Source organism: Streptomyces otsuchiensis (assembly GCF_004305975.1).
Taxonomy (GTDB): Bacteria; Actinomycetota; Actinomycetes; order Streptomycetales; family Streptomycetaceae; genus Streptomyces; species Streptomyces otsuchiensis.
In genome coordinates, this window is record NZ_BHZI01000052.1 from 1 (window position 1) to 24,336 (window position 24,336).

General features: G+C 73.4%; 21 protein-coding genes. 4 read left to right on the plus strand and 17 right to left on the minus strand.

Features of this window, described 5'->3' with window-relative positions; all coding sequences use genetic code 11:
- The 10 genes from hpnE to E0D90_RS07555 all read right to left on the minus strand — a co-directional run.
- Positions 1 to 1,413: hydroxysqualene dehydroxylase HpnE (gene hpnE, locus E0D90_RS07510; protein WP_130797093.1), on the minus strand; the 1,413-nt coding region annotated here is incomplete at its 3' end.
- Positions 1,410 to 2,336 carry a presqualene diphosphate synthase HpnD gene (gene hpnD, locus E0D90_RS07515; RefSeq protein ID WP_438827379.1) on the minus strand — a complete coding sequence of 309 codons (927 nt, stop codon included), beginning with the start codon at positions 2,334 to 2,336 and terminating at the stop codon, positions 1,410 to 1,412. The genes hpnE and hpnD, both read right to left, overlap by 4 nt.
- Positions 2,337 to 2,346: 10 nt before the next feature.
- Entirely contained in the window at positions 2,347 to 3,255 is a 909-nt protein-coding gene (hpnC, locus tag E0D90_RS07520; RefSeq protein ID WP_130797094.1) for a squalene synthase HpnC, read from the minus strand.
- Positions 3,256 to 3,348: 93 nt separating this feature from the next.
- Complete coding sequence (locus tag E0D90_RS07525) at positions 3,349 to 4,140, minus strand: ABC transporter ATP-binding protein (RefSeq protein ID WP_130797095.1); 792 nt, start codon at positions 4,138 to 4,140, stop codon at positions 3,349 to 3,351.
- The gene (locus tag E0D90_RS07530) at positions 4,133 to 5,068 is read right to left on the minus strand and encodes an ABC transporter permease (protein WP_130797096.1); all 936 of its coding nucleotides are present in this window, start codon (positions 5,066 to 5,068) and stop codon (positions 4,133 to 4,135) included. The genes E0D90_RS07525 and E0D90_RS07530 overlap by 8 nt, the downstream gene beginning before the upstream one ends.
- Positions 5,069 to 5,179: 111 nt before the next feature.
- Positions 5,180 to 6,025, minus strand: coding sequence for a glycosyltransferase family 2 protein (locus tag E0D90_RS07535; protein WP_103503920.1), 846 nt, complete (start codon positions 6,023 to 6,025; stop codon positions 5,180 to 5,182).
- 62 nt (positions 6,026 to 6,087) lie between these two features.
- Positions 6,088 to 6,873 carry a CDP-alcohol phosphatidyltransferase family protein gene (locus E0D90_RS07540; RefSeq protein WP_174856160.1) on the minus strand — a complete coding sequence of 262 codons (786 nt, stop codon included), beginning with the start codon at positions 6,871 to 6,873 and terminating at the stop codon, positions 6,088 to 6,090.
- Positions 6,851 to 7,912 (minus strand): iron-containing alcohol dehydrogenase family protein, encoded by a 1,062-nt coding sequence (locus E0D90_RS07545; RefSeq protein WP_103503915.1) that lies wholly within the window; start codon positions 7,910 to 7,912, stop codon positions 6,851 to 6,853. The genes E0D90_RS07540 and E0D90_RS07545 overlap by 23 nt, the downstream gene beginning before the upstream one ends.
- Positions 7,900 to 8,649: a phosphocholine cytidylyltransferase family protein gene (locus tag E0D90_RS07550; RefSeq protein WP_103503916.1), complete on the minus strand. Its 750-nt coding sequence runs from the start codon at positions 8,647 to 8,649 to the stop codon at positions 7,900 to 7,902. The genes E0D90_RS07545 and E0D90_RS07550 overlap by 13 nt, the downstream gene beginning before the upstream one ends.
- The gene (locus E0D90_RS07555) at positions 8,646 to 10,490 is read right to left on the minus strand and encodes a DUF5941 domain-containing protein (RefSeq protein ID WP_130797097.1); all 1,845 of its coding nucleotides are present in this window, start codon (positions 10,488 to 10,490) and stop codon (positions 8,646 to 8,648) included. The genes E0D90_RS07550 and E0D90_RS07555 overlap by 4 nt, the downstream gene beginning before the upstream one ends.
- A 432-nt stretch (positions 10,491 to 10,922) precedes the next feature.
- Here E0D90_RS07555 and E0D90_RS07560 point away from each other — a divergent pair, with 432 nt between their 5' ends.
- Together E0D90_RS07560 and idi are read left to right on the plus strand one after the other, a co-directional pair.
- Positions 10,923 to 11,855, plus strand: a complete 933-nt coding sequence (locus E0D90_RS07560) for a cation diffusion facilitator family transporter (RefSeq protein ID WP_130797098.1) — start codon at positions 10,923 to 10,925, stop codon at positions 11,853 to 11,855.
- Positions 11,856 to 11,997: 142 nt separating this feature from the next.
- Positions 11,998 to 12,585, plus strand: a complete 588-nt coding sequence (idi, locus tag E0D90_RS07565) for an isopentenyl-diphosphate Delta-isomerase (protein WP_103501246.1) — start codon at positions 11,998 to 12,000, stop codon at positions 12,583 to 12,585.
- A 51-nt stretch (positions 12,586 to 12,636) separates the two neighbouring features.
- On the opposite strand, the gene E0D90_RS07570 is transcribed toward idi, so the two are convergent.
- Together E0D90_RS07570 and E0D90_RS07575 are read right to left on the minus strand one after the other, a co-directional pair.
- Complete coding sequence (locus tag E0D90_RS07570) at positions 12,637 to 13,104, minus strand: ATP-binding protein (RefSeq protein ID WP_103501247.1); 468 nt, start codon at positions 13,102 to 13,104, stop codon at positions 12,637 to 12,639.
- A 179-nt stretch (positions 13,105 to 13,283) separates the two neighbouring features.
- A complete protein-coding gene (locus tag E0D90_RS07575; protein ID WP_130797099.1) occupies positions 13,284 to 14,045 on the minus strand; it encodes an HdeD family acid-resistance protein in 762 nt (253 codons plus the stop codon).
- 128 nt (positions 14,046 to 14,173) lie between these two features.
- Between E0D90_RS07575 and E0D90_RS07580 the strand changes: the two genes are divergently transcribed.
- Both E0D90_RS07580 and E0D90_RS07585 read left to right on the plus strand, forming a co-directional pair.
- On the plus strand, positions 14,174 to 14,920 hold the full coding sequence (locus tag E0D90_RS07580) for an enoyl-CoA hydratase/isomerase family protein (protein WP_130797100.1): 747 nt from the start codon (positions 14,174 to 14,176) through the stop codon (positions 14,918 to 14,920).
- A gap of 205 nt (positions 14,921 to 15,125) precedes the next feature.
- Entirely contained in the window at positions 15,126 to 15,983 is an 858-nt protein-coding gene (locus E0D90_RS07585; protein ID WP_130797101.1) for an SCO6745 family protein, read from the plus strand.
- Between the two features lie 201 nt (positions 15,984 to 16,184).
- On the opposite strand, the gene E0D90_RS07590 is transcribed toward E0D90_RS07585, so the two are convergent.
- The 5 genes from E0D90_RS07590 to E0D90_RS07610 all read right to left on the minus strand — a co-directional run bounded on the left by E0D90_RS07590 (position 16,185) and on the right by E0D90_RS07610 (position 24,191).
- Complete coding sequence (locus tag E0D90_RS07590; RefSeq protein WP_103501243.1) at positions 16,185 to 17,156, minus strand: acyl-ACP desaturase; 972 nt, start codon at positions 17,154 to 17,156, stop codon at positions 16,185 to 16,187.
- 194 nt (positions 17,157 to 17,350) lie between these two features.
- Complete coding sequence (locus tag E0D90_RS07595) at positions 17,351 to 19,765, minus strand: Tex family protein (protein ID WP_227870062.1); 2,415 nt, start codon at positions 19,763 to 19,765, stop codon at positions 17,351 to 17,353.
- 276 nt (positions 19,766 to 20,041) lie between these two features.
- Entirely contained in the window at positions 20,042 to 20,974 is a 933-nt protein-coding gene (locus tag E0D90_RS07600) for an oxygenase MpaB family protein (protein WP_130797103.1), read from the minus strand.
- A 161-nt stretch (positions 20,975 to 21,135) separates the two neighbouring features.
- Positions 21,136 to 23,442 carry an MMPL family transporter gene (locus E0D90_RS07605; protein ID WP_130797104.1) on the minus strand — a complete coding sequence of 769 codons (2,307 nt, stop codon included), beginning with the start codon at positions 23,440 to 23,442 and terminating at the stop codon, positions 21,136 to 21,138.
- 131 nt (positions 23,443 to 23,573) lie between these two features.
- Positions 23,574 to 24,191, minus strand: a complete 618-nt coding sequence (locus tag E0D90_RS07610) for a TetR/AcrR family transcriptional regulator (protein WP_103503330.1) — start codon at positions 24,189 to 24,191, stop codon at positions 23,574 to 23,576.
- Positions 24,192 to 24,336: the final 145 nt, after the last annotated feature.

Genomic DNA, 24,336 nt, shown 5'->3' on the forward strand with positions numbered 1-24,336 from the left:
GGCGATCGGGGTGCGGGCGGGGGTGTGCGTGAGGGCTCCGGTCGCCGCGCGGGCGGCGCTCAGACCGCTGCGGACCGCGCCCTCCATGGTGGCGGGCCAGCCGGTGTCCGTCCACGCCCCGGCCAGGAAGAGGCCGGGCGCCCGGGTCACGGTGCCCGGACGGAGCCGGGCGGTCCCGGGAGCCGGCGCGAAGGTCGCGGTCCGCTCCCGGGTGACGAAGAAGTCCCGGACGACGGCGTCGCGTGCGGCGGGCAGCAGCCGGCGCAGTTCCGGGAGGTAGCGGGCCCGCAGCTCGGCGGCCGGCAGGTCGATCTCGTCGCCGGCGTCGGACTGGGAGAGCGCCAGGTACTGGCTGTGGCCCGCGCCGGGGAGGGCGGGCAGCCCGGAGTGCTCGGTGCGGTCGAAGACCCACTGCACCGGGCTGCCGAGCGCGGCCAGGAAGGGGCGGCGCAGCACGGGCCGGTCGTAGACGACGTGGACGTTGAGGATCGGCGCGTCCGTCAGCTCCAGCAGACGGCCGGGGGCGTCCAGCACGCCGGGCGGCAGCAGGGTGTGGGTCTGCCGCTGGGGCACGGCCAGGACCACGGTGCCGACGGTGAGTTCGGTGGTGGTGCCGCCGCTCTCCAGGGCGGCCGTCCAGCCGGAGGCGCCGCCACCGTGTTCGTCGTGCTCCGCGCGGGTCAGCGTGCGGACGCGGGTGCGCAGCAGGGTGCGTACTCCGGCGCGTTCCAGGGCGCGGGTCGCGAGGGTGCCGTGCAGGTCGCCCAGCGGCACGGCGGGCAGGCCGATGTCGGCGCCGCCGGGGGTGGTGAGGAGCCCGGTGCGGAAGACCCGCGCGGCCAGGGCGAGGGAGGTCCGGTCCGCGCGGGCGTTGAGGGTGGCGACGCCGACCAGGTCCCACAGGGCCTCGGCGGCCCGCTCGCTCTGGCCGTGCTCGCGCAGCCAGTCGCCGAAGGACCGCGTGTCCAGGGCCGGGTCGTCGGGGTCCAGGCCCCGCATGCTCCAGGCGGCGCGGGCGACGGCCAGCCGTTCACCGGAGCTCAGGTGCGGATAGCGGCCGAGCGCGGAGGCGAGGTGGAGCGGCACGGGCAGGGCGGTTCGGCGCAGGCGGCCCGCCCTGCCGCTGGCGGCGTCGAGGACGGGGACGTCCAGCCGCGGCTGGAGCGGGGCGAGGGCTGCACCGCCGATCCGGTCCAGGAACCCGCGGTAGGCGGTGCAGCAACGCAGGTAGACGTGCTGGCCGTTGTCGACGGTGAGGTCGCCGACGGCCGACGCACGGCGGAAGGAGAAGGCGAGACCGCCGAGCCGGGGGCGGGTCTCGGCGAGGGTGACGCGCCACCCGCGGTCGGCGAGGGCGAGGGCGGCGGTGGTCCCCGCCAGGCCGCCACCGACCACGAGAGCGGTGCGGTTCACGGGCGCTTCCGCGCGACGCGGCGGGCGTCGAGGCCGGACAGGCCCCGGACGGCGACGAGGGCCTTCTGCGGCGCGGGCAGCGAGACCCGCCCCCGCAGCACCGCGGCGGGCTCGGCGGCGATGTGGTCCAGCAGGCGGTGGTAGATGCCGGCCATGGCCGCGACGCAGGCACCGGAACGGCGGTCGAGCATCGGCAGCAGCCGGAAGCCGTCGGCGAACAGGCGGCGGGCGCGGTGGACCTCGAAGCGGACCAGGCCGTCGAAGTCGGCGCCGGCCGGTGGTTCGGCGTGGTGGAAGCCGCCGGTGCAGCCGTAGGCACGCAGGTCCTCGGCCGGGAGGTAGCTGCGGCCCTCGGCCGCGTCCTCGCGCAGGTCGCGCAGGATGTTGGTGAGCTGGAGGGCGAGGCCGAGGGTGTTGGCGTACTCGGGCGCCCGCTCGCTGTGGGGGGCTCCGGGCACGGTGCCGAAGACGCCCAGGGAGAGCCGGCCGATCGCGCCGGCGACGCAGCGGCAGTAGTCGCGCAGGTCGTCCCAGGTCTCGTAGACGCGGCCGTGAACGTCCATCAGCACGCCGTCGATCAGCTCGTCGAGGCCGCCGAGCGGAATGGGGAAACGGCGGGCGGCGTCACCGAGGGCGAGGGCGACGGGGTCGGTGGCGTCGTCGGTGATCTCGCCGGCGCGCACCCGCTCCAGCAGGTCGCGGGTCTCCTTGAGCCGGGTCTCCTTGGTGGCGTCGTCGAGCGGCCCGTCGCCGATGTCGTCGACGCGCCGGGAGAAGGCGTAGAGGGCGGACGTCGCGCGGCGTTCGGCGGCCGGCAGCAACCGGATGCCGTAGGCGAAGTTCCGGGCCTGCTGGCCGGTGACGATCTCGCAGTAGCGGTAGGCGGCCGTGAGGGCGGGAGAGAGCTGCGGGCTCTTCTTCACGGTGGACAGCTCACATTCCTCGTCGCAGTGTGGACCCCGCCGCGCGCAGCAGTCCGGTCCGGGTGGGCCGGGGCGTCCCGGCGAGAACGTCGTAACGGGCGGCGGCGATGGCCGAAAGTGCCGCCCTTCCGCCGCCCACGAACCCGGCGAGCAGCATGCGCAGTCTGCCGTGGACGCTGCCGACGAGCGGGGCGCCGTCGTCCAGCAGCCTACGTGCCCGGTCCGCCTCGGAGGCGACCAGGGCCCGCACGGAGGCTCCGGCGGTCGGAGCGGCGAGGTCGGTCTCGGTGACGCGGAAGCGCCGCATCTCGGTCGCCGGGAGATAGATCCGGCCACGGGAGAGGTCCTCGGCGGTGTCCTGGAGATGTTCGACGAGCTGGAGCGCGGTGCACACGGCGTCGGAGCGGCGGAGCCGCTCGGGGGTGGCGGTGCCGGTGACTCCCAGCACCAGCCGGCCCACGGGGTTGGCCGACAGCTCGCAGTAGGCGAGCAGTTGGGCGCGGTCGGCGTAGCGGGTGACGCGCTGGTCGACGCGGTTGGCCTCGATCAGGTCGCGGAAGGGGCCGGGCTCCAGACCGGTGCGGCGCACGGTGGGCACCAGGGCCCGCAGCAGCGGGTGGCTCGGGGCGTCACCGCCGGTGGCGAAGACGCGCGCCAGGTCGGCTTCGAGTGCGTCCAGCATCACGGCCGGGTCGTCGGCGGCCGCCGGGTCGAGGCCGAGCAGCAGGGCGTCGGCGCCGCCGGGCGCGAGGTCGCCGTCTCCGGCGTCGTCCACCAGGCGGGCGTAGCCGTAGACCGCCATGAGGTCCTCGCGCCAGGCGCGGGGCAGGAAACGGGGGGCGACGGGGAAGTTCTCCGCTGCGGCCTTGCGCAGCGTGGCCCCGGTGGGGCTCTGGGAGTCGGCGGCGGTGGTGGTCATACCGTCATTTCTACCTTGTCGCGGCGCCGATCCCTTCGGACACGCCCTTCCGCGCCCGGGCTCACCCGGGCGCGGAAGATGCGGCGTGGCCGGTCAGGCGGAGGTCTCGGCCTCGTACGCCCTCAGGACCTCGTCGGTCGGGCCGTCCATCACCAGTTCGCCCTTCTCCAGCCACAGCACCCGGTCGCAGGTGTCGCGGATGGAGCGGTTGCGGTGGCTGACGAGGAAGACGGTGCCGGCCTCGGTGCGCAGCTCGCGGATGCGGGCCTCGGAGCGCTTCTGGAACTTCTTGTCGCCGGTGGCCAGCGCCTCGTCGATCATCAGGACGTCGTGGTCCTTGGCCGCGGCGATGGAGAAGCGCAGCCGCGCCGCCATGCCGGAGGAGTAGGTCCGCATCGGCAGGGTGATGAAGTCGCCCTTCTCGTTGATGCCGGAGAAGTCGACGATGCCCTGGTAGCGCTGTTTGATCTGCTCGCGGCTCATGCCCATGGCGAGCCCGCCGAGCACGACGTTGCGCTCCCCGGTGAGGTCGTTCATCAGCGCGGCGTTGACGCCCAGCAGCGAGGGCTGACCGTCGGTGTAGACCTTGCCGCTCTCGGGGGGCAGCAGCCCGGCGATGGCGCGCAGCAGCGTCGACTTGCCCGAGCCGTTGGAGCCGATCAGCCCGATCGCCTCACCCCGGTAGGCGGTGAAGCTGACGCCGCGCACGGCGTGCACCTCGCGGACGCGGCCGGAGGGCTGGCGCTTGACGATCCGGCGGAGCGCGGCGGTGGCGTTGCCCTTCTGCCGGCCGGCGACGACCCGGTACACGATGTGCAGGTCGTCGGCGATGACGGTGGGAACCCGCTCGCCGGACGCGACGGCGTCCCTGGTGGTCTCAGCCACGGCCGTACCTCTCTTCCGCCTTCCAGAAGTACAGGAACCCGCCGACGAAGGCGAGCAGCGCGTACCCGGCGGCGAACAGCCAGAAGTAGCCGGACAGGTCGCCGTGGTGGGGGCCGTCGGTGATGGTGGCGTGGCGCACCAGCTCCATGAAGACCGAGATGGGGTTCAGCAGCATGATGTCGGCCAGCCAGCCGGGGGCATCGGCCTTCTCGGCGACCATCTGGATCGGGAAGAGCACACCGGAGGCGTACATCACCGTCCGCAGCACGAACGGCATCAGCTGCGCGAGGTCGGGGACCGCGGCGCCCCAGCGGGCGAAGACGAGGGCGAGACCGGAGTTGAAGACCAGTTGCAGCGCCAGCGCCGGGATCACCAGCAGCCAGGTCCACCCCGGGTAGTGCCCGAAGCCGATGAGCACCACCAGGATGACGACCGTGGAGTACAGCAGCTGCTGGAGCTGCTGGAGCACGAAGGAGAGCGGCAGCGAGGCCCGCGGGAAGTGCAGCGCGCGCACCAGGCCGAGGTTGCCGGGGATGGCCTTCACCCCGGACATCACGGACTGCTGGGTGAAGGTGAAGAGGAAGACCCCGATGACCAGGAACGGAACGTATTCGGCGTTGTTCATCCCGCCGCGCCCCTGCAGAAGGAGACCGAAGATCAGGAAGTAGACGAAGGCGTTCAGCAGCGGGGTCAGGACCTGCCAGATCTGCCCCATCTTGGCCTGGCTGTACTGCGCGGTGAGTTTGGCCTGCGAGAAGGCCAGGATGAAGTGCCTGCGCCCCCATAGCTGGCGCACGTACTGCGGTAGGGAGGGCCGCGCCCCGCTCACCGTCAGCCCGTGCCGGGCCGCCAGCTCCGCGGCGCTCAGGTGCTCCCCGGAACCGGGTGGGGCGGCGGAGGTCGCACGCTCGTGCGTTGTCTCGCTCACATTGAAACTTTCGTCTCGCAGGCCAGCTGTGATGAGCTGCGGACGGGCCGGACAACCGGGCTCGGTGTCCGGTCCGCTGTTCGCTCGTGAATGATCTCAGGTAGGAGCTTGTCAGATGACCGGCGGGCGGCCCAGCCGGGTCAGGCGCCACACCGTACGCCACCGCATGGCGCGACGCGGCCCGCAGGGGGTGCGCCATCCTTCGGCGAACCCGCCGAACCACGCCTTGAGCGCCGGCAGGGACGGGCGGCGGGCCAGGGTGAGCAGCAGCCAGGTCGAGAGGTAGACCGGGACCAGCGGCCACGGCAGGTTGCGGCGGGCCAGCCAGACCCGGTTGCGGGCCACCAGGCGGTGGTACAGCGCGTGCCGGGACGGCGAGGTGGTGGGGTGGTGCAGCACCAGGTCGGCCCGGTACTCGATGCCCCACCCGGCGTCCAGCGCCCGCCAGGCGAGGTCGGTCTCCTCGTGGGCGTAGAAGAAGCTGTCGGGCAGCCCGCCGACCTCCTCGAAGACGGCGGTGCGCACCGCGTTGGCCCCGCCGAGGAAGGTGGTGACCGGCGAGGAGCGCATCGGGTCGGAGGCGCGCAGTCGCGGCACGTGGCGGCGCTGGGTGACGCCGGTCTCCGGGTCGGCGATGCGGAAGCTGACGATGCCCAGCTTCGCGTCGGATTCGAACGCCTCGCGCACCAGTTCGCCCGTGTCGCGGCCCGGAAGGTCCCCGTCGTCGTCCAGGAAGAGCAGGACGTCCACCTCGCCGCCGCCGGGCCCGAACGCCTCGATTCCGGCGTTGCGGCCCCCGGGGATGCCGAGGTTCTCCGGCAGTTCCATGGTGCGGACGCCGGCAGGGAGGTCGGGCAGGGCGGCGCCGTTGCCGACGACGACCACCTGGATCGGGTCGCCGTCCTGGGTGGCGACCGAGTCCAGCAGCCGCTTCAGCTCCTCGGGGCGGTTGCCCATCGTGATGATCACGGCGCCGAGGCTGAGCGGCCGAGCGCGGCCGTCCGCCGCGTCGGTGCCGGTCACCGCAGCCTGCTGGAGGCCAGGATGGAGACCAGGTGCAGCAGGGTCTGCACCACGGCGATGGCGGCGAGCACGGCGACACCGAGGCGGGTGAAGAAGAGACCGCCGGCGACGAGGTCGGCCACGGCCACGGCGAGGATCACCAGCGACGCCTCGACGCCGCCAACCAGCCGGTGGAACTTCAGCGCGGCGGCGGCGCGGCGGGCGAGCGCCAGGCCGGAGGAGCGCGGGGTCGCCGCGGACTCCCGCACGGCCGGCATGCCGGACCGCAGGCGGGCGACGTCCACCAGGTCGGTCTCGGCCTTGATCAGGATGGCGCCGAGAGCGGCGACGGTCCCGAGGAAGGCCCACATCCAGTTAGCGGACGCGCCCTCCACGGTGAACACGTCGGCGGCGCGGATCCCGAAGCCGACCAGCAGCGCCGCCTCGGCCAGGTAGTGCCCGACCCGGTCCAGGTAGACGCCGGTCACCGAGGTCTGCTTGCGCCAGCGGGCGACCTCGCCGTCCACGCAGTCCAGCAGCAGGTACAGCTGGATGAGAAGGGCCGCCAGCAGCGCCCCGGCGATGCCCGGGATCAGCAGGGCGGCGCCGGCCAGCACTCCGGTGAGCACCATCAGGTACGTCAGCTGGTTGGGGCTGATCCGGCTGTTCACCAGGTGGCGGGTCCAGCGCAGGGAGATCTCGCGCATGTAGAGCCGGCCGGCCCAGTGCTCGCCGCTCGCCCGGTCCTTGATCCCCTCGGGGTGGACGACCGGGCGGAGTTCAGCTACCGATGGTTTTGACATAGTGCGCGTACGCGTCCCTGATCTCGTCGGTGGACAGCTGGAGGTGTTCCAGGATGGTGAAGCGCCCCGGCCGGGTGCGCGGCGCGAACTCCAGGACCTGGACGAACTCCTCGTCGCTGAAGCCGATGTCGCCGGGGAGGACCGGCAGCCGGTGGCGGCGCAGGGTCTCCACCATCAGCGCGGTCTGTTCCTTCGCGCCGCGCAGGTGCATGGCGAACGCCGCGCCCAGGCCGCACTGCTCGCCGTGCGGTGCGCGGCGGCGGGGGAAGAGCAGGTCGAAGGCGTGGTTGATCTCGTGGCAGGCGCCCGAGGCCGGCCGGCTGTCGCCGGCGATGGACATGGAGATGCCGGTAAGGACCAGGCCCTCCGCGAGGACGGTGAGGAAGGTGTCGTCCTCGCAGCCGCCGGGGTGGCGCAGCACGGCCTCTCCGGCCTGCCGTGCCATGGCGGCGGCCAGTCCGTCGATCGGTTCGCCGGTCACCTTGTGGGACAGTTCCCAGTCGGCGACCGCGGAGATGTTGGAGATGGCGTCGCCCACACCGGAGCGGACGAACCGGCCCGGCGCCTGCCGGATCACGTCGAGGTCGATGACGACGGCGATCGGCGTGGGCACCCCGTAGGAGCCCCGGCCCGCGTCGTTGTCGAGGGTCGCGATCGGGGAGCACAGACCGTCGTGGGAGAGGTTGGTGGCGACGGCGACCAGCGGCAGCCCGACGCGGGCGGCGGCGAACTTGGCGCAGTCGATGATCTTGCCGCCGCCGAGCCCGACCAGCGCGTCGTAGCGGCCGGACCCCACCTTGCCGGCCAGCCGGACGGCGTCGTCCAGCGTGCCGCCGCCGACCTCGTACCAGTCGGCGCCCGGCATGTCGCCGGCCAGCCGCTCGCGCAGCGACCGGCCGGAGCCCTCGCTGATGGCGAAGGCCAGCTTGCCGGTCGGCGCGATGCGCTGGTCGGCGAGGAGGCCGGCCAGGTCGCCCAGGGCACCCGCCCGGATGTCCACGGACACCGGGGACGGGATGAGCCTGGTCAGTAGAGGCATGCGATCTCCCGGCCGCGGGCGAGGTCCGCGTGGTTGTCGATCTCCACCCAGGGCACGTCGCCGATGGGGGCGGTGTCGATGGTGAAGCCGCGGTTGATCAGCTCCTGGTAGCCGTCCTCGTAGTAGAGGTCGGGGTCGCGCTCGAAGGTGGTGCGCAGGGCGTCGGCCAGGTCGGCTGCGGCCGAGGGCTCGATGAGGGTGACGCCGATGTACTCGCCCGTGGCCTCGGACGGCTCCATCAGCTTGGTGATCCGGCGGGCGCCGCGGCCCGGCTCGGTGATCACCTTCATCTCCTCGTCGGCGAGGTTCTTGACGGTGTCCAGGGCGAGGATGATCCGCTGGTCGCCGCCGCGCGCCGCCAGCAGGTCACGCTCGACGGACACCGGGTGGACGGTGTCGCCGTTGGCCAGGATGACGCCTTCGCTGAGCACGTCGCGAGCGCACCACAGGGAGTAGGCGTTGTTCCACTCCTCGGCCTTGTCGTTGTCGATCAGCGTCAGCTTGACGCCGTACCGGGACTCCAGCGCGGCCTGCCGCTCGTAGACGGCTTCCTTGCGGTAGCCGACGACCACGGCGACCTCGGTGAGGCCGACCTCGGCGAAGTTGCCGAGGGTGAGGTCCAGGACGGTGGTGGTCTCGTCGTCCTTGGAGCCCACCGGCACCAGTGCCTTGGGGAGGGTGTCGGTGTAGGGACGCAGACGCCGTCCGGCGCCGGCCGCCAGCACGAGGCCGATCATGTGGGTTCTCCTGTCTCGTCGTGTACCGCGGGCGCCTGGGAGGAGACCCAGAAGCGGATGCTCTCCGTCAGTACCAGCACGGTCAGCGCCCCGGCGAGGACCGCCAGCGCGAGGGGGAAGCCGTCGCCGCCCAGCCAGAGGGCGGCGGCGATGACGACCAGCAGGGTGCGGCCCTCGTGACCGCCGGCGGCCGTGACCAGCCAGCGCGGGGGCGCCCCGGCGCCGCCGCGCAGGCGGTACACCGTGTCGTAGTGATGGTAGGCGTAGATCGCCACCAGTCCGAACGCCGCCGGGAGAGCCCCGGACGCCTCGGCGTCGAGGGCGAGGATCAGCACGGCGCCGTACTCGGCGACGCGGAAGACGGGGGGCAGCAGCCAGTCGAGCCGGTGCTCCAGGGGCGCGGCGACGGCGCGGCCGGAGCACAGCGCGTACCAGGCGGCGGCCGCCACAGCCGCCCAGCCGCCGGCGACTCCGGGCAGCAGCAGCGCCCCGATCAGCCCGACAGCGGCGGCCAGCGCCCACAGCGGCGCGCCGAGGGCGCCCCGCCCGGTGGCGGGGGCGCGGGCGGCGGACTCGGCCAGCGGGCCGCTGTCGGCGAGCGCGGCCAGCGCCGCGGCGCCGCTGTCCCGGGCCGGTCCGGCGCCGGTCGCGTTCGGTGCCGCGGTGGTGGCGCCGGGGCGGCGGAAGGAGCGGAGCACCCGGCCGGCGGTGGTGTAGCAGGCGGCGAACCCGCCGGCGACCAGCAGCACCACGAAGGTCAGCCGCGGCGTGGCGAGGGCGGTGAGCACCGCGATCAGGGCCCAGCGTTCACCGATCGGCAGCACGATCATGCGGCGCAGCCAGACGGTCCAGCCGACGGCGTCCAGCCGCCCGGAGAGGGCGGCGGCGCGGCTGCCGCCGCTGTCCTGTCCGGCGGCGGTCTCGTTGTAGGCGAAGTCGACGATGTGCCGGCCGGTCTGGAGGACCATCGCGCCCAGCGCCAGGGCCCAGACGTCCTCGCCGCCGCGGGCGGCGCCGAGGGCGAGTCCGGCGTAGAAGGCGTACTCCTTGGCCCGGTCGAAGGTGGCGTCGAGCCAGGCGCCGAGCGTGGAGTACTTCAGCGCGTAGCGCGCCAGCTGTCCGTCGACGCAGTCCAGTACGAAGGAGCCGAGCAGCAGCAGCGCGGCGGCGAGGAAGCCGGCGCGGGTGCCGGTCGCGGCGCAGCCGGCCGCGATCAGCGCGGTCAGCAGGGAGGCGGTGGTCACCTGGTTGGGGGTGAGCCCTCGCCGGGCGCACCAGCGTGCGAGGTAGCGGGAGTAGGGGCTCACGCAGTAGGTGGTGAAGAAGCCGTCACGGCTCTTGACCGCGTCGGCCAGCCGGATCCTCTCCTCGTCCACGGCGGCGGTGTCGGCCAGGCGCTGCTCGCGTTCGGGGCCGTCCGCCGGTACGGCGGCGACGAGGCTGCCGAGCGCCGGGCGGTGCACCGCCGTTCCGGCGCCGGCGAGGTCCTCGGCGAGCCGGTCGGGCAGCGGCCGCGGCTCGGCGGTGGTGCCGCCGGCCGTGACGGGGACCGGGGTCAGTACGGCGGTCAGCGCGGCGCGTGCGGCGGGCAGCACGGTCAGCGCGCCGGTGACGGCGGCGGCCGGGAAGCGCGGGTCGGTGAGGGCCAGGCGCAGGCTCTGGCGGTGGCCGGTGAAGCGGGCGTCGACGACGGCGATCCGCTGCCCGGCGGGAATCCGGGCGACCTCCTCGCGGAGAGCGGACTCGTCGTCCGCGCGGCCGACCGCGAAGCCGAGGGCCCGCAGGTCGGTGTCGAGCGAAGACCCGGCGGCGGGCTGACCGATGACGATGGCGGTCGACAGCTGAACTCACTCCTCGGGGCGGCGCCGGGCCCGGCGGGACGGCACGAGGGCAGAGGTTATCCGATCGCTCCACGTGGTGTTCACCGCGGTTCACCGGGGATTGGCCGCGTGCGGCACCGGCCGGCGAAGGAGCTGTGGAGGAGGTGTGCGCCGGGGGCGCTGGGCGACGGCCGCGCGCCGCTCTTCACGGCGTCCCGCCGGGTCCGGGCCACAGCTCGCCGGAGAGCGGGAAACCGCAGCTCAGAGGCAATGACAACGGTGTTCAGTGCCGCGTTGCCAGATACCCCCCACCCGTAGTTCACTGGACGTGCGGGCGCCGGGGAGACGACGGATTCCGGTGCGCGGCCCGTGCGGGTCGCACTCGCCGCGCTCGGCACCCGCCGGAGCGCGGGACGACGCACCGGCGGACGGCGCGAGGACGGAGCGGCAGGCATGGGAGCGGGACACCAGCACGGCGGACCGGTGGGCGGGCACGGCACCGCTTCGGCCGCGTACCGGGGGCGGCTGTGGATCGCGCTGGGCATCGCGGGGGTGCTGCTGGTCGCCGAGCTGATCGGCGCGGCGCTGACCGGCTCGCTGGCGCTGCTGGCGGACGCCGGCCATGTCGCGACGGACGGTGTGGGCATCGCGGTGGCGCTGACCGCCATCCATCTCGCGAACCGTCCGGCCTCGGGCCGCCGCACCTTCGGGCTGGCCCGGCTGGAGATCCTGGCGGCGCTGCTGAACTGCGTGCTGCTCTTCGCGGTCGGCGGCTACATCCTCTACGAGGCGCTGGACCGGCTGCGGCACCCCGCCGAGGTCTCCGGCGGGCTCACCATCGTCTTCGGCCTCGTCGGCCTGGCGCTCAACTGCGTCTCGCTGATGCTGCTGATGCGCGGCCAGAAGGAGAGCCTGAACGTGCGCGGCGCGTTCCTGGAGGTGCTGGCCGACACCCTGGGCTCCTGCGCCGTCGTGGCGTCGGCCCTGGTGATCATCCTCACCGGCTGGCAGCAGGCGGACCTGGTGGCGTCCCTGCTGATCGCGGCGATGATCGTGCCGCGTACCGTCAAGCTCGGCAAGGACGCGGTGGAGGTCCTGCTGGAGTCGGCGCCGAAGAACGTGGACATCGCCGAGGTGCGCAGCCACATGCTGGGGGTGGAGGGCGTCGGCGACGTGCACGACCTGCATGTGTGGACCATCACCTCGGGGATGCCGGTGGTCTCCGCCCATGTCGTGGTGGAGCGGGAGGTGCTCGACTCGGAGGGGCACGAGCGGGTGCTGCACGACCTGCGGGACTGCCTGGGCGGTCACTTCGCGGTGGAGCACTGCACCTTCCAGCTCGAACCACGCGGTCACGCGGACCACGAGCCGGGGTTGTGCCACTGACGGTCCGGTCACACGCGCGGGGGTGCCTTCGGACGGGTGACGTGCGCCCCGCCGGGCTGCGGCACACTGGAGATTCGGCCGGGCCACCGGCCGGCTTCCGGCGGCGGCCCCGCCGGAGGCGCGCACGTCCCGAAAGGCGCCCATGCCCCACCGCACTGCCGTCACCACCGAGACCGCCGTCACCACCGAGCCCATCATGCTGGAGCTGGTGGACGAGGACGGCCAGACCATCGGCACCGCGGAGAAGCTCTCGGCGCACCAGGCGCCGGGCCGGCTGCACCGGGCGTTCTCGGTCTTCCTGCTCGACGGCGAGGGCCGGCTGTTGCTCCAGCGTCGCGCCGCGGGCAAGTACCACTCCCCCGGCGTGTGGTCCAACACCTGCTGCGGCCACCCCTACCCCGGGGAGCCGCCGTTCGTGGCGGCGGTGCGGCGGACGGCCGAGGAGCTGGGCACGGCGCCCGCGCTGCTCCGGGAGGCGGGCACGGTCCGCTACAACCACCCGGACCCGGCCTCCGGCCTGGTGGAGCAGGAGTACAACCATCTCTTCGTCGGCCTGACGGGTCTGCCCCCGCGGCCGGACCCGGAGGAGGTCGGGGAGACGGCGCTGGTGTCGGCGGAGGAGTTGTCCCGGCGCCATGCCTCGGAGCCGTTCTCCGCGTGGTTCATGACGGTGCTGGACGCGGCGCGGCCGGCGATCCGCGAGGTCACGGGTGGCGCCGGCGGCTGGTGAGGGAGGCGGGCGGGGCTGCCCCGCCTGCTCCCTGGGCCCCGGCGCGGCCCGTCAGCGCAGCGGGAGTGACGCCCAGACGATCTTGCCGCCGTTGGCGGTCGGCGCGACGCCGCAGTCTCCTCCGGCCTCCAGGGCCACCGCCTTGACCAGCAGCAGTCCCCGTCCGCCGGTGTGGTGCTGGTCGGGGGCGGCTTCCAGGGCCCTGGGCCGGTAGGGGTGGCCGTCCTCGACCGCCAGGCGCACCCAGCCCGCCCGCAGCGTGATCTCGACGCCGATCTCGGGTGTCAGCAGGGCGGCGTGCCGGACTCCGTTGGTCACCAGTTCGGAGAGGATCAGCTCCAGCCCGTAGGCGAGGTCCTCGGAGAGCGGTGCGCCCTGCCGGCGGAGCAGGTCGCGGACCGCGTGGCGGATCTGCGGCACCGAGGACTCCCGTGGCGGGACGGTGAAACGCCAGGCGCCCTCGTACCGGTGGCGTGCCGGTAGCACTTGCTGCGTCGAGGTGTCCGATCGGCTGTCCATGGTGTCGCGCACCGGCCCCTCTTCTCGGCTGAACTGGGCTTCAGAGGCTCGGGGTGTGTGCGCCCCTCGCTGTCTCCGAGTGTTGGCATGTGCCAGCGCCCTGTGACCGAGTGCACGGAACTCACCACATATCAGCTGCTTCGCTTCGCCATTGTTCGACCTGTACTGCTTCGTGGCGCCTAGCGATCGTTTTCTTCCGTGGTTCGTCTCCCGGCGCCGGGCCCGGGATACGGGCCGTCCGGCGGCCCGCCGGGCGGCTGAGCCGCGTCACCCGCCCCGTCGCGCCGACGCCCACGCCGGTGCCCGGCCGCGTGGCCCGGCCCGCGCCGCCGCCGGCCGTCGTCGTGCGACGGCGCGTCCCGGTCCGGCTCCCGGGCGATGTCGATGACCTGACGGCCTCCCATGCCGGTGGCGAGCAGCCCGAGTCCGTCGAAGAGCAGCGCCAGCGAGAAGAAGGTGCCGAGCACATACCGGGTGCTGTCGGGCCACTCCAGCAGGACCATGACGCCCAGCACCAGCCCGAACGCGCCCTGGACGATCGTCCACATCATCTGCGGCCCGCGCACCACACAGCCACCGGCCAGCCGGAACACCCCGCCCGAGAGGAAGAGCAGCGCGGCGAACAGGCTCATCCCGGAGGCTCCCACGCCCGGATGCCGGATCAGGATCACTCCCGCCGCCAGGTTCAGCGCGGCGACGATCAGCCCGACCCAGACGAAGTTAGAGCCGCGCGAGAGGACGGCGTGCAACAGCCCCACGACCCCGCCGATCAGCAGCAGCCAGCCGAACAGCAGCATGGACTCCAGGGTGGCCAGCCCCGTGTACACCAGCCCGGTCAGTCCGGCGAGGACCAGCACCACCCCGAGCACCGCGAGCCGGCCCAGGCTGCGGTGCAGCTTCCTCCCCGGCTCCTCCGGTGTGTGCGTCGCTCCGTGGCGCATGGCAGCACCTCCTCGCACGCCAGACTCCCCCGCCGCGGGCACGGGCGCCGTCCGGCGTGCGCCATCCGGGCGCCGGGCACCGCACGGGCGGCTGAACGCTCCGCGACGGCCACTCGTAGGATCCAGCCATGGAGCCCGCCATCCTCTCCGCCGTCACCTCCGGCGTCGCGACGATCAGCCTGTGCAACCCGGCCAAGCGCAACGCCATGACCCCGGACATGTGGCGGGCGCTGCCACCGCTGCTGTCCTCCCTCGCCGAGGACAGCGCCGTCCGCGCGCTGGTACTGACCGGTGAGGGCGACACCTTCTGCGCCGGCGCGGACATCGGCAGTATCCGCTCGGGCATAGCGCCCCGGGAGCTGACCACCAACGCCGAGGAGGCGCTGGCGGCCTTCCCGAAGCCGACCGTCGCGGCGATCCGCGGCCACGCCGTGGGCGGTGGCTGCCAGCTCGCCGCCGCCTGCGACCTGCGGTTCGCCGAGGAGGGCGCGCGGTTCGGCGTCACCCCGGCCCGCCTCGGCATCGTCTACCCGGCCACCTCGACCGCGCGACTGCGCCGCCTGGTGGGCCCCTCCACCACCAAGTTCCTCCTGTACTCCGCCGAGTTGATCGGAACGGAACGGGCCCTGCGCTGCGGCCTGGTCGACGAGGTTCTGCCCGCCGGCACCCTGGAGGCACGGGTCGCCGAGTTCACCGCGACGCTGGCGGCCCGTTCGCGGCTCACGCAGCGCGCCGCCAAGGAGTTCACCGACCGGCCGATCGACCCCGAACGGGTGGAGCACTGGCGGCGCCAGGAGGAGAGCACGGCGGAGGTCGCCGAGGGCGTCGCGGCGTTCCTGGAGCGCCGCCCTCCTCGCTTCGGCTGGGACGGCTGAGGACGCACGGGCGCTTGCCGGGGCCGGTGCCGCCGGGCCCCGCGTCGCCCCGGCCGCCCGGACAGGCCCGTGCGGGCGCACTCCGTCACGGGCCGGCGGGCGCGGCCCACACGAGTGCGGCGACGGGCCCGCGGGGCGTCAACCGGCCACGATGCGGGTCGTCCCGGGGGTACCACCCCTATCTACCGCTCGGTAATGTGAGGGCATGACGTCCCCGCCTTCCCGCGCCGGCAGACGCTGCCACGCCGTCCTCAACCCGATCCACTCGCTGCTGTACTTCTCGCCCGAGCTGCCACGGGAGATGGCGGGGCTGGGCATCGGAGAACAGAGCGCCGTGTACCTGGCCACCCGTGCCGCGCCGATGGGCGCGGCCGGTGCCGCCACCGTCGGCGCCGTCTTCTACGGCTTCCGGCCCGGGCTGGTCGCCCGTCACATCCCCGCCGTGTGGGACCGTGCCAGCCCCTGCGAGGTGGCCGAGGCCAGGCTGCGGGCCGCCGACGCCGTGCTGCGGCGGCTGCTGGGCGACCGGGCCGTCGAGTCGCCCGGGATGTCGGAGGCCGCCGAGCTGGCCCTGCGGGCCGCGGCCGGATGCTCCCCTCACGGCCGTGCGCTGTTCGCGGCCAACGCCGACCTTCCCACCCCCGACCAGCCGCACCTGCGGCTGTGGCACGCCGCGACCCTGCTGCGCGAACACCGTGGCGACGGCCATGTCGCCGTCCTGCTGCGCGAGGGGCTGGACCCGGTGGAGTCGATGATCAGCCACGCCGCCAGCGGTCACGGCCAGCACCCGGCCTGGCTGCGGGAGACCAGGGGCTGGAGCGAGCAGGACTGGAACGCCGCACAGGGCCGGCTCCGCGACCGGGGGCTGCTGGGCCCCGACGACTCGCTCACCGAGGACGGCCGCGCGCTGCGCAAGGCGATCGAGAACGACACCGACCGGCTGGACGCGGCGCCATACGACTCGCTCGGACCCGAGGGCACCGCGCGGCTGACCGAACTGGCGGGCGGCTTCGCGCTGACCGCCGCGAAGGCGGGCGCCTTCCCGTCCGAGGTCACCGGCTGAGCCGGCACGGAGCCCCGGGACGCCCGGCACGCGTTCGTCCCGGGGCTCCCCGGCCACATCTGGACCGGCCCGGCACGTCTGCCGTCCGGATCGCCACGGCGTCCGCCGCTCCGGCGCCGGCCGGCCCGGAACGGCGATCGGCGCGCCCCCGTGAGCGGCGGGGCGCGCCGATGAACCGTCAAACGCGGGAAGGACGGACGGTCAGGCCGCCTTGCGGGCGGCGATCCGGGCGCGGCGCGCCTCCAGCCGCTCGTCGAGCTTGGTGGCCTCGGCGTTCAGGCCGCCCATGAACATCCCCAGCTCCTCCTGGGCCTTGAGCCCCTCGGGGCCCAGACCGTCGATGTCCAGCACCCGCAGGTAGCGCAGCACCGGCTGCAGGACGTCGTCGTGGTGGATGCGGAGGTTGTAGATGCCGCCGATCGCCATCTGGGCGGCGGCGCGCTCGAAGCCGGGCATGCCGTGGCCGGGCATCCGGAACTGCGTCACGACGTCGCGCACGGCCCCCATGGTGGCGTCGGGGGCCATCTCGAAGGCGGCCTTCAGCAGGTTGCGGTAGAAGACCATGTGAAGGTTCTCGTCGGTCGCGATCCGCGCCAGCATCCGGTCGCAGGCCGGGTCACCGGACTGGTGACCGGTGTTGCGGTGCGAGATGCGGGTGGCGAGCTCCTGGAACGCGACGTACGCGACGGAGTGCAGCATCGAGTGCGAGTTGTCGGACTCGAACCCCTCCGACATGTGCTCCATGCGGAACCGCTCCAGCTGGACCGGGTCCACCGCGCGGGTGGTGAGCAGGTAGTCCCGCATGACGATGCCGTGCCGCCCCTCCTCGGCGGTCCAGCGGTGCACCCAGGTGCCCCAGGCGCCCTCGCGGCCGAAGAGCGTGGCGATCTCGTGGTGGTAGCTGGGGAGGTTGTCCTCCGTGAGCAGGTTGACGACGAGCGCGATCCGCCCGATGTCGGTGACCTTGGACTGCTCGGGCGACCACGCCTCGCCGCCGTACATTCCGTCGAAGTTCCGGCCCTCGCTCCACGGCACGTACTCGTGGGGCATCCACTCCTTGGCAACCCCGAGGTGCCGGTTCAGCTCCTTCTCCACCACCTCTTCCAGCGCGTACAGCAGCCGGGCGTCGGTCCACTGGTCCGACTTCGCGGGGTGGGAGGGAGTGATCGTCACGGGCGCTCCAGGCAGGAAAATGTTTAGTGGTTCTACCTACGACACCGTAGGTTACGCCACCGTAAGTTGTTACTCGCGAGTCTGGCAAGCTCCCTGACGGAGTGCGACCAACGGCACACACGACGACGCCGGGCCCGGGGGCGAACCCCGGGCCCGGCGTGGTGATTACGGCGACGGTGTCCCGCCGGACGCGGTCAGCGGCGGCGGTCCTCCCCCGTCAGGCCGGCCCGGCGCAGCGCGTCGGCCATGGCGCTGTTGACCGGCTGCTCGGCGCGGCGACGGCCGGTGTCCTGGCCACCGGAGGCGGCCCGGCCCGCACGGCGTCCCCCGCCTCCACCGCGCCGGTCCCGCTGGCGGGGCGCGGCGCCCTCGGACCGCCCGCGCTCGCCGCCCTCCGCGCGCTCCGTGCCGCGCGCACTCGTGTCGTCCTCCAGACGCAGTGTCAGGGAGATCCGCTTGCGCGGGACGTCGACCTCGCGCACCTTGACCTTGACGATGTCCCCCGGCTTGACGATCTCGCGGGGATCGGAGACGAACCGGTCGGACATGGCCGAGACATGGACCAGGCCGTCCTGATGGACACCCACGTCCACGAACGCCCCGAAGGCGGCGACGTTGGAGACCACGCCCTCCAGGATCATGCCCGGCGTGAGGTCGCCGAGCTTCTCCACCCCGTCCTTGAACCGCGCGGTGCGGAACGCGGGCCGTGGGTCGCGGCCGGGCTTCTCCAGCTCGCGCAGGATGTCGGTGACGGTGGGCAGACCGAACTCGGCGTCGGCGAACTGTTCCGGCCGCAGCGATCGCAACAGCGCCGTGTTGCCGATGAGTTCGGGCACCGCGGTGTCGGTGGCGCCGGCCATCCGGCGCACCACCGGATAGGACTCCGGGTGCACGCTGGAGCCGTCGAGGGGGTCCTCGCCGTCCCGGACGCGCAGGAAGCCGGCGCACTGCTCGAACGCCTTGGGCCCGAGCCGGGCGACGTCCTTGAGCGCACGGCGGCTGCGGAACGGCCCGTGCTCGTCCCGGTGGGCGACGATGTTCTCGGCCAGCGTGGTCGAGACGCCCGAGACCCGTGCGAGCAGCGGCACGGAGGCGGTGTTGACGTCGACACCGACGCCGTTGACGCAGTCCTCGACGACCGCGTCCAGCGAGCGGGAGAGCTTCACCTCGGCCAGGTCGTGCTGGTACTGGCCCACCCCGATCGACTTCGGGTCGATCTTGACCAGTTCGGCCAGCGGGTCCTGGAGCCGGCGGGCGATCGAGACCGCTCCGCGCAACGAGACGTCCAGCGAGGGCAGTTCACGGGTGGCGTAGGCGGAGGCGGAGTACACGGAGGCCCCGGCCTCGGAGACCATGGCCTTGGTCAGTCCCAGTTCCGGGAGCTTGGCGACCAGTTCACCGGCCAGCTTGTCCGTCTCGCGGGAGGCGGTGCCGTTGCCGACGGCGATCAGTTCGACCCGGTGCTCGGCGGCGAGCGCGCCGAGCCGGGCGAGAGCCTGGTCCCACTGGCCACGGGGGGCGTGCGGATAGACGGTGTCGGTGGCGGCGACCTTGCCGGTGGCGTCCACGACCGCGACCTTCACTCCGGTGCGCAGCCCCGGGTCGAGGCCCATGGTGGCCCGGGTGCCCGCGGGTGCCGCGAGCAGCAGGTCGCGGAGGTTGGTGGCGAAGACCGTGACCGCGCCGTCCTCCGCGAGGGTGCGCAGCCGGGTGCGGAGGTCGAGGGTGAGGTGGACCAGCAGACGGGTGCGCCAGGCCCAGCGGACGGTCTCCAGCAGCCAGGCGTCACCGGGGCGGCCGCGGTCGGCGATGTCGAACCGGTGCGCCACGGACCGCTCGTAGGCCGAGGGACCGGCGTCGGTGGACGGCTCCTCCGGTTCGAGGGAGACCTCCAGGATCTCCTCCTTCTCGCCGCGGAACATGGCCAGCGCCCGGTGGGAGGGCATCGAGCCGAGCTGCTCGGCCCAGTCGAAGTAGTCGGAGAACTTGGCTCCGGCCTCCTCCTTGCCCTCGCGCACCCGGGAGGTCAGACGGCCCTTCTCCCAGATCCGCTCGCGCAGTTCGCCGACGAGGTCGGCGTCCTCACCGAACCGCTCGGTGAGGATGGCGCGGGCTCCGGTCAGGGCCGCCTCGGCGGTCTCCACGCCGCGCTCGGCGTCGGTGAACGCCGCTGCCGCGGAAAGGGGTTCGGCGGAGGGGTCGGCGAGGAGGGCGTCGGCGAGCGGTTCCAGACCGGCCTCGCGGGCGATCTGCGCCTTGGTGCGCCGCTTGGGCTTGTAGGGGAGGTAGATGTCCTCCAGCCGGGCCTTACTGTCGGCGGCCCGGATGCGGGCCTCCAGCTCGGCGTCCAGCTTGCCCTGGGAGCGCACCGACTCCAGCACCGCCGCCCGGCGGTCCTCGAACTCGCGCAGGTACCGCAGGCGTTCCTCCAGGGCGCGCAGCTGCTCGTCGTCGAGGGCGCCCGTCACCTCCTTGCGGTAGCGGGCGACGAAGGGCACCGTGGCACCGCCGTCGAGCAGGCCGACGGCCGCCGTCACCTGCCCTTCCCGTACGCCCAGTTCGTCAGCGATCCGGGCCTCGATGGAACGGTCTGCGACGGAGTTGGTCACGTGGTTCACGGGGCCGGGCCCCTGTCTCCTTCTGTGCGGTGGCGGCCCTCCGGGCGCGGCACGGCGACCGGTCACGGTTCGCCGGCGCGGCGGGGGCGCGGGGTGCCCGTGCATTCTGGCAGGCCGCGCCGACATTCGCGGGATTTGAGCGTGTATTCCGGCCGGTGTGCGGCGTACGGCGGTGTGCGGACTGTCCCCGCCCGGAGAGGCGGGCCGCCGGGCCGGGGGTTCCCTGGCGTGGGCGCCGGTGACGGCCGGCGCCGTCGGTCGCGGTGTTCAGACCCGTGCGCGGTCACCGGCGGCCGCCGGTGGGGAGGGGACGCGGGAGGCCCGTCGGGCGCGCGCGGCGTACGGCAGGTAGCGCAGCCGTTCGGGCAGGCGGGGCACCACGCGGGCCGTGCAGCGGCCCAGCCGGCGCAGTCGGCGCTCCTGCCGCTCGGTCCACTCCAGCCCGATCGCGGCGCGCGCGTCGGCCGGCATCAGGCCGGTGGTCAGGAAGCTCTGGGCCCGGGCCAGCGGCCGGCGGACGACCGGCCACACCGCGCGCAGCGGCAGCCGCACCAGGACGGGGCCGCGGTCGGGCGGGGGGATGCGGCGGCGCGGGTCGGTCAGTTCGCGCAGCACCGGGGTGGCTTCGAGGTCGTTGAGCCAGGCCCGGTACTCGGGTTCGAACCCGGCGGCGGTGGGGGGAAGATCGGCCTCGCGCAGTCCGAGGACCAGACCGACCTGGCGCCACTCGGTGTAGAGGCGGCCCTCCTCCTCGGCGGTGTAGGGGCGCTCGTACAGCAGGCTGCGGGCGCGGACCATCACCGGGAAGCCGGTGGCGTGGACCCAGCCGTACAGCGCCGGGTCCAGCGCGTGGTAGCGGCGCCCGGCGGTGTCGGTGCCCCTGATGTCACGGTGCAGCCTGCGCAGCCGACGCCCTTCCGCGGCGCCCTCGGGGCCGCCGTAGACCCACAGCAGTACCGATCGCACGGACCGCTCGGCCCGGCCCCAGGGGTCCGTGCGGAAGACGGAGTGTTCGTCGACCCCGGCGCCGACGGCTGGGTGCGCCACCTGCATGGCCAGCGCCGCCGGCAGCGACATCAGCGCGCGCAGCTCTCCGGAGAAGTCCCACAGCACGCCGCCGGGCGGCGGGCCCGCCGGGCCGGAATCCGGCGGCGCTGTCGTCCGCTGCCGGTGGTGGTCCTGGTGCCGCGGTTCGGTCATGGTCAGCGCCTCCTCCTCCATTGTGCGGTCCGCGCCGCCGGTGTGCCCGGCACCGGCACCGGCGGCGGCCCGGACCGGGACGAACGCGTCCCGCCCCGACGCGTGGCGCGCGCCGGGGCGGGACGGTGGTGCGGTGCTGCGGTGCTGCGGTGCGGCCGGGGTCAGCGGCGCCGGTCGGCGTGCTCGGGCAGCTCCGCGTCCTTGCCGGGTGCGGTGCCGGCCTCTCCCTCGCCGTCCGCGGCGGGCTCAGCCGTGGCCGGCGAGCCGGTGGGCGTCCCGGCGACGGCCAGCCGCTCGCCCTCGACGTCCACATTGGGCAGGACGCGGTCCAGCCACGCCGGGAGCCACCAGGCGGACTTGCCGAGGATCGCCAGCAGCGCCGGGATGATGGCCATCCGCACCACGAAGGCGTCGAAGAGGACGGCGACGGCCAGACCGAAGCCGATCATCTTGATCATCGGTTCGGTCGCGCTGACGAAGCCGGCGAAGACGCTGATCATGATGATCGCCGCGGCGGTGACCACCCGGGCGCCGTACTTGAAGCCGGTGACGATCGCCTCGTCCGGTGACGCGCCGTGGACGTACGCCTCCCGCATCCGGGTCACCAGGAAGACCTCGTAGTCCATGGCGAGGCCGAAGACGACACCGATCAGGAAGATCGGCATCAGGCTCATCACGGGCCCGGTGGTCTCCACACCCAGCACGCCGGCGAGCCAGCCCCACTGGAAGACGGCGACGACGGCGCCGAGGGCGGCCAGGACGGACAGCAGGAAGCCGAGCGCCGCCTTGAGCGGGACCAGGATCGAGCGGAAGACCAGCATCAGCAGCAGGAACGCGAGGCTGACGACCAGGGCCAGATAGGGCACCAGGGCGTCGTCGATCTTCTGCGAGACGTCGATGCCCATCGCGGTCTGGCCCGTCACCGACAGCTGCACGCCGGCCGACTCCTGGAGGGCGTCGGCCTGGGCCCGGATGTCGTTGACGACGCCCTCGGTCTCGGCGCTGGAGGGCGTGGAGACCGGGATGACGGTGAGCAGCGCGGTGTCGCCGGCCTCGTCGGGCTGCGGCGGGGTGACGGCGACCACCTGCTCCATGCCGTTCATCGTCTCGGTCAGCTCTTCGGCCGCGCGCATCGCGTCGCCGCCGTCGGCGCCGTCCAGGACGACCAGCAGCGGCCCGTTGAAGCCGGGGCCGAAGGACTCGGCGAGCAGGTCGTAGGCCTGCCGCTGCGTGGTGGAGGTGGGCGAGGAGCCGTCGTCGGGCAGGTTGAGTTCGAGCTGGGAGGCCGGGATGGCGATGACGCCCAGCCCGACGACACCGGCCAGCAGCACCGCGACGGGGCGGCGGATGATCTGGCGGGCCCAGCGGGTGCCCATGTTGGGGCGCTCAGCGGCACTCTCGTCGCCGGCGCCTTCGCCGCTCCGGTCGCCGTCCGTCGCGCCGGACGGTGTGATGTCGCGACGGCTGCGGGCCCGGTCGCCGGCGAAGCCGAGGACGGCGGGGATCAGGGTGACGGCGATCACCACGGCGACCGTGACGGCACCGGCGGCGGCCAGACCCATCTTGGTGAGGATCGGGATGTTGACGACCGCCAGGCCGGCCATGGCGATGATGACGGTGAGGCCGGCGAAGATCACGGCGGAGCCGGCGGTGCCGGAGGCACGGCCGACGGCGTCCAGCTTGCTGTGGCCGGCGGCCAGTTCCGCCCGGTAGCGGGAGACGATGAACAGGGCGTAGTCGATTCCGACCGCGAGTCCCAGCATCATCGCCAGGATCGGGGTGGTGGCGTCCAGTTCCAGCGGCCCGCTGAGCACGGTGATGGTCAGGACGGCGACGCCGACGCCGACGAGGGCGGTGATCAGCGGCAGGCCGGCGGCCACCAGGGAGCCGAGGGTGACGACTAGGACGACCGCGGCGACGGCGATGCCGATGATCTCGGCGATGCCGGTGGCCGGGACCTCGAAGAGGGCGTCGCCGCCGATCTCGACGGTCAGGCCCGCGTCACGGCCGCTCTGGGCGGCGGCTTCCAGCGCGTCGCGGTCGGCGTCGTCCAGCTGGAATCCGCTGACCAGGTAGGAGACCTGGGTGTAGGCGGTGGAGCCGTCCTGGCTGACCGCGCCCGATTCGAAGGGGTCGGTCACCGAGGCGACCTCGTCGGAGCTCTCACCGAGCTCGCGGACGACGTCGGAGACGGCCTGCTGGTTGGCCTGGTCGTCGATGGTGCCGTCCTCGGCACGGAAGACGACCCGGGCGGTGGCACCGTCGGCGCCCATGCCCGGGTACCGCTCGGAGAGGAGGTCGAACGCCTCCTGCGCCTCGGTACCGGGCATCGAGATCTCGTTGGAGGGCTGCGAGGCGGTGGTCGCCGCGGCGACACCGGTGACGCCGAGGAGCAGCACCCAGATCAGGGCGACCAGGCGTCGCCTCAGGAACGACGCGCGTCCCAGCTTGTAGAGGAAAGTCGCCATGACAGCGGAGAACTCCTATCCGTTCCGGGCAGTGCGGTGCCGGCCCGGCGGCTCGGCGAGCGGCCGGGGTGGGGTGGGTGTGGTGTTGTGCGACGGGCGCGGCGCGCGGCGGCCCGGACCGTTGCCGCCCGTCAGCCGGTGGGCTCCGGGAGCAGCAGGGGGACGATCATCGTGTCGACGAACCGCTGGAGGAACTCCGGGTCGGCGTCGCGACCCTCCATCAGCGGGCGGGCGATCAGCGCGCCGATGATCGAGTGCACGACGAACTCGACCGCGGGATTGCCGGGGCGCAGTTCGCCACGGCGCTCGGCGCGCTCCAGCGCCTTGTGGAGCACCTCGATCTCGGGGTCGATGAGCACCTCGCGGACCGCGCTGTGCATCTCGTCGTCGTCGCGACAGGCGTGCGAGAGGGCGTGGATGAGGGCGGTGTCGTCGGTGGCGTCGTCTCCCACTCGCTTGATCATCTCCCGGAAGTCGCCCAGCAGTTCGCCGGTGTCGATGTCCGTGAGCGAGAGCCGTTTGGTGTGACGCAGCGCGGAGACGACCAGGCGTGCCTTGGTCTGCCACTGCCGGTAGAGCGTCGCCTTGCTGGAGCGGGCGCGGGCGGCGACCGCGTCCATCGTCAGCGCCTCATAGCCACGTTCCCGCAGTTCCGCGAGCACGGCCTCGTACAGCTCCTGCTCACGCTCGCGCGTGAGCTTGGTGCGGCCGCCCGGTCGTGGTGCGGTGACGGCGGACTGGTCGGTCATCCCGTTTCCTGTCGGCTGGGCCGGTCCTCCGGCCGGAGGACCCCATCACATCATCGAAACGATGTCGTACTCGTGCGAGCGTAGACGCGCACCATGCGAAACGCAAACGGATCGATACTGGTCCGTTCACCTACCCCGCCCCACC

What these genes read in the sequence shown, in the direction of transcription:
- hpnC (WP_130797094.1), bottom strand. Translation starts at nt 3,255, where the DNA reads ATGACCACCACCGCCGCCGACTCCCAGAGCCCCACCGGGGCCACGCTG.
- E0D90_RS07535 (WP_103503920.1), bottom strand. Translation starts at nt 6,025, where the DNA reads ATGGGCAACCGCCCCGAGGAGCTGAAGCGGCTGCTGGACTCGGTCGCC.
- E0D90_RS07540 (WP_174856160.1), bottom strand. Translation starts at nt 6,873, where the DNA reads ATGTCAAAACCATCGGTAGCTGAACTCCGCCCGGTCGTCCACCCCGAG.
- E0D90_RS07545 (WP_103503915.1), bottom strand. Translation starts at nt 7,912, where the DNA reads ATGCCTCTACTGACCAGGCTCATCCCGTCCCCGGTGTCCGTGGACATC.
- E0D90_RS07550 (WP_103503916.1), bottom strand. Translation starts at nt 8,649, where the DNA reads ATGATCGGCCTCGTGCTGGCGGCCGGCGCCGGACGGCGTCTGCGTCCC.
- E0D90_RS07560 (WP_130797098.1), top strand. Translation starts at nt 10,923, where the DNA reads ATGGGAGCGGGACACCAGCACGGCGGACCGGTGGGCGGGCACGGCACC.
- idi (WP_103501246.1), top strand. Translation starts at nt 11,998, where the DNA reads ATGCCCCACCGCACTGCCGTCACCACCGAGACCGCCGTCACCACCGAG.
- E0D90_RS07570 (WP_103501247.1), bottom strand. Translation starts at nt 13,104, where the DNA reads ATGGACAGCCGATCGGACACCTCGACGCAGCAAGTGCTACCGGCACGC.
- E0D90_RS07575 (WP_130797099.1), bottom strand. Translation starts at nt 14,045, where the DNA reads ATGCGCCACGGAGCGACGCACACACCGGAGGAGCCGGGGAGGAAGCTG.
- E0D90_RS07580 (WP_130797100.1), top strand. Translation starts at nt 14,174, where the DNA reads ATGGAGCCCGCCATCCTCTCCGCCGTCACCTCCGGCGTCGCGACGATC.
- E0D90_RS07585 (WP_130797101.1), top strand. Translation starts at nt 15,126, where the DNA reads ATGACGTCCCCGCCTTCCCGCGCCGGCAGACGCTGCCACGCCGTCCTC.
- E0D90_RS07600 (WP_130797103.1), bottom strand. Translation starts at nt 20,974, where the DNA reads ATGACCGAACCGCGGCACCAGGACCACCACCGGCAGCGGACGACAGCG.
- E0D90_RS07605 (WP_130797104.1), bottom strand. Translation starts at nt 23,442, where the DNA reads ATGGCGACTTTCCTCTACAAGCTGGGACGCGCGTCGTTCCTGAGGCGA.
- E0D90_RS07610 (WP_103503330.1), bottom strand. Translation starts at nt 24,191, where the DNA reads ATGACCGACCAGTCCGCCGTCACCGCACCACGACCGGGCGGCCGCACC.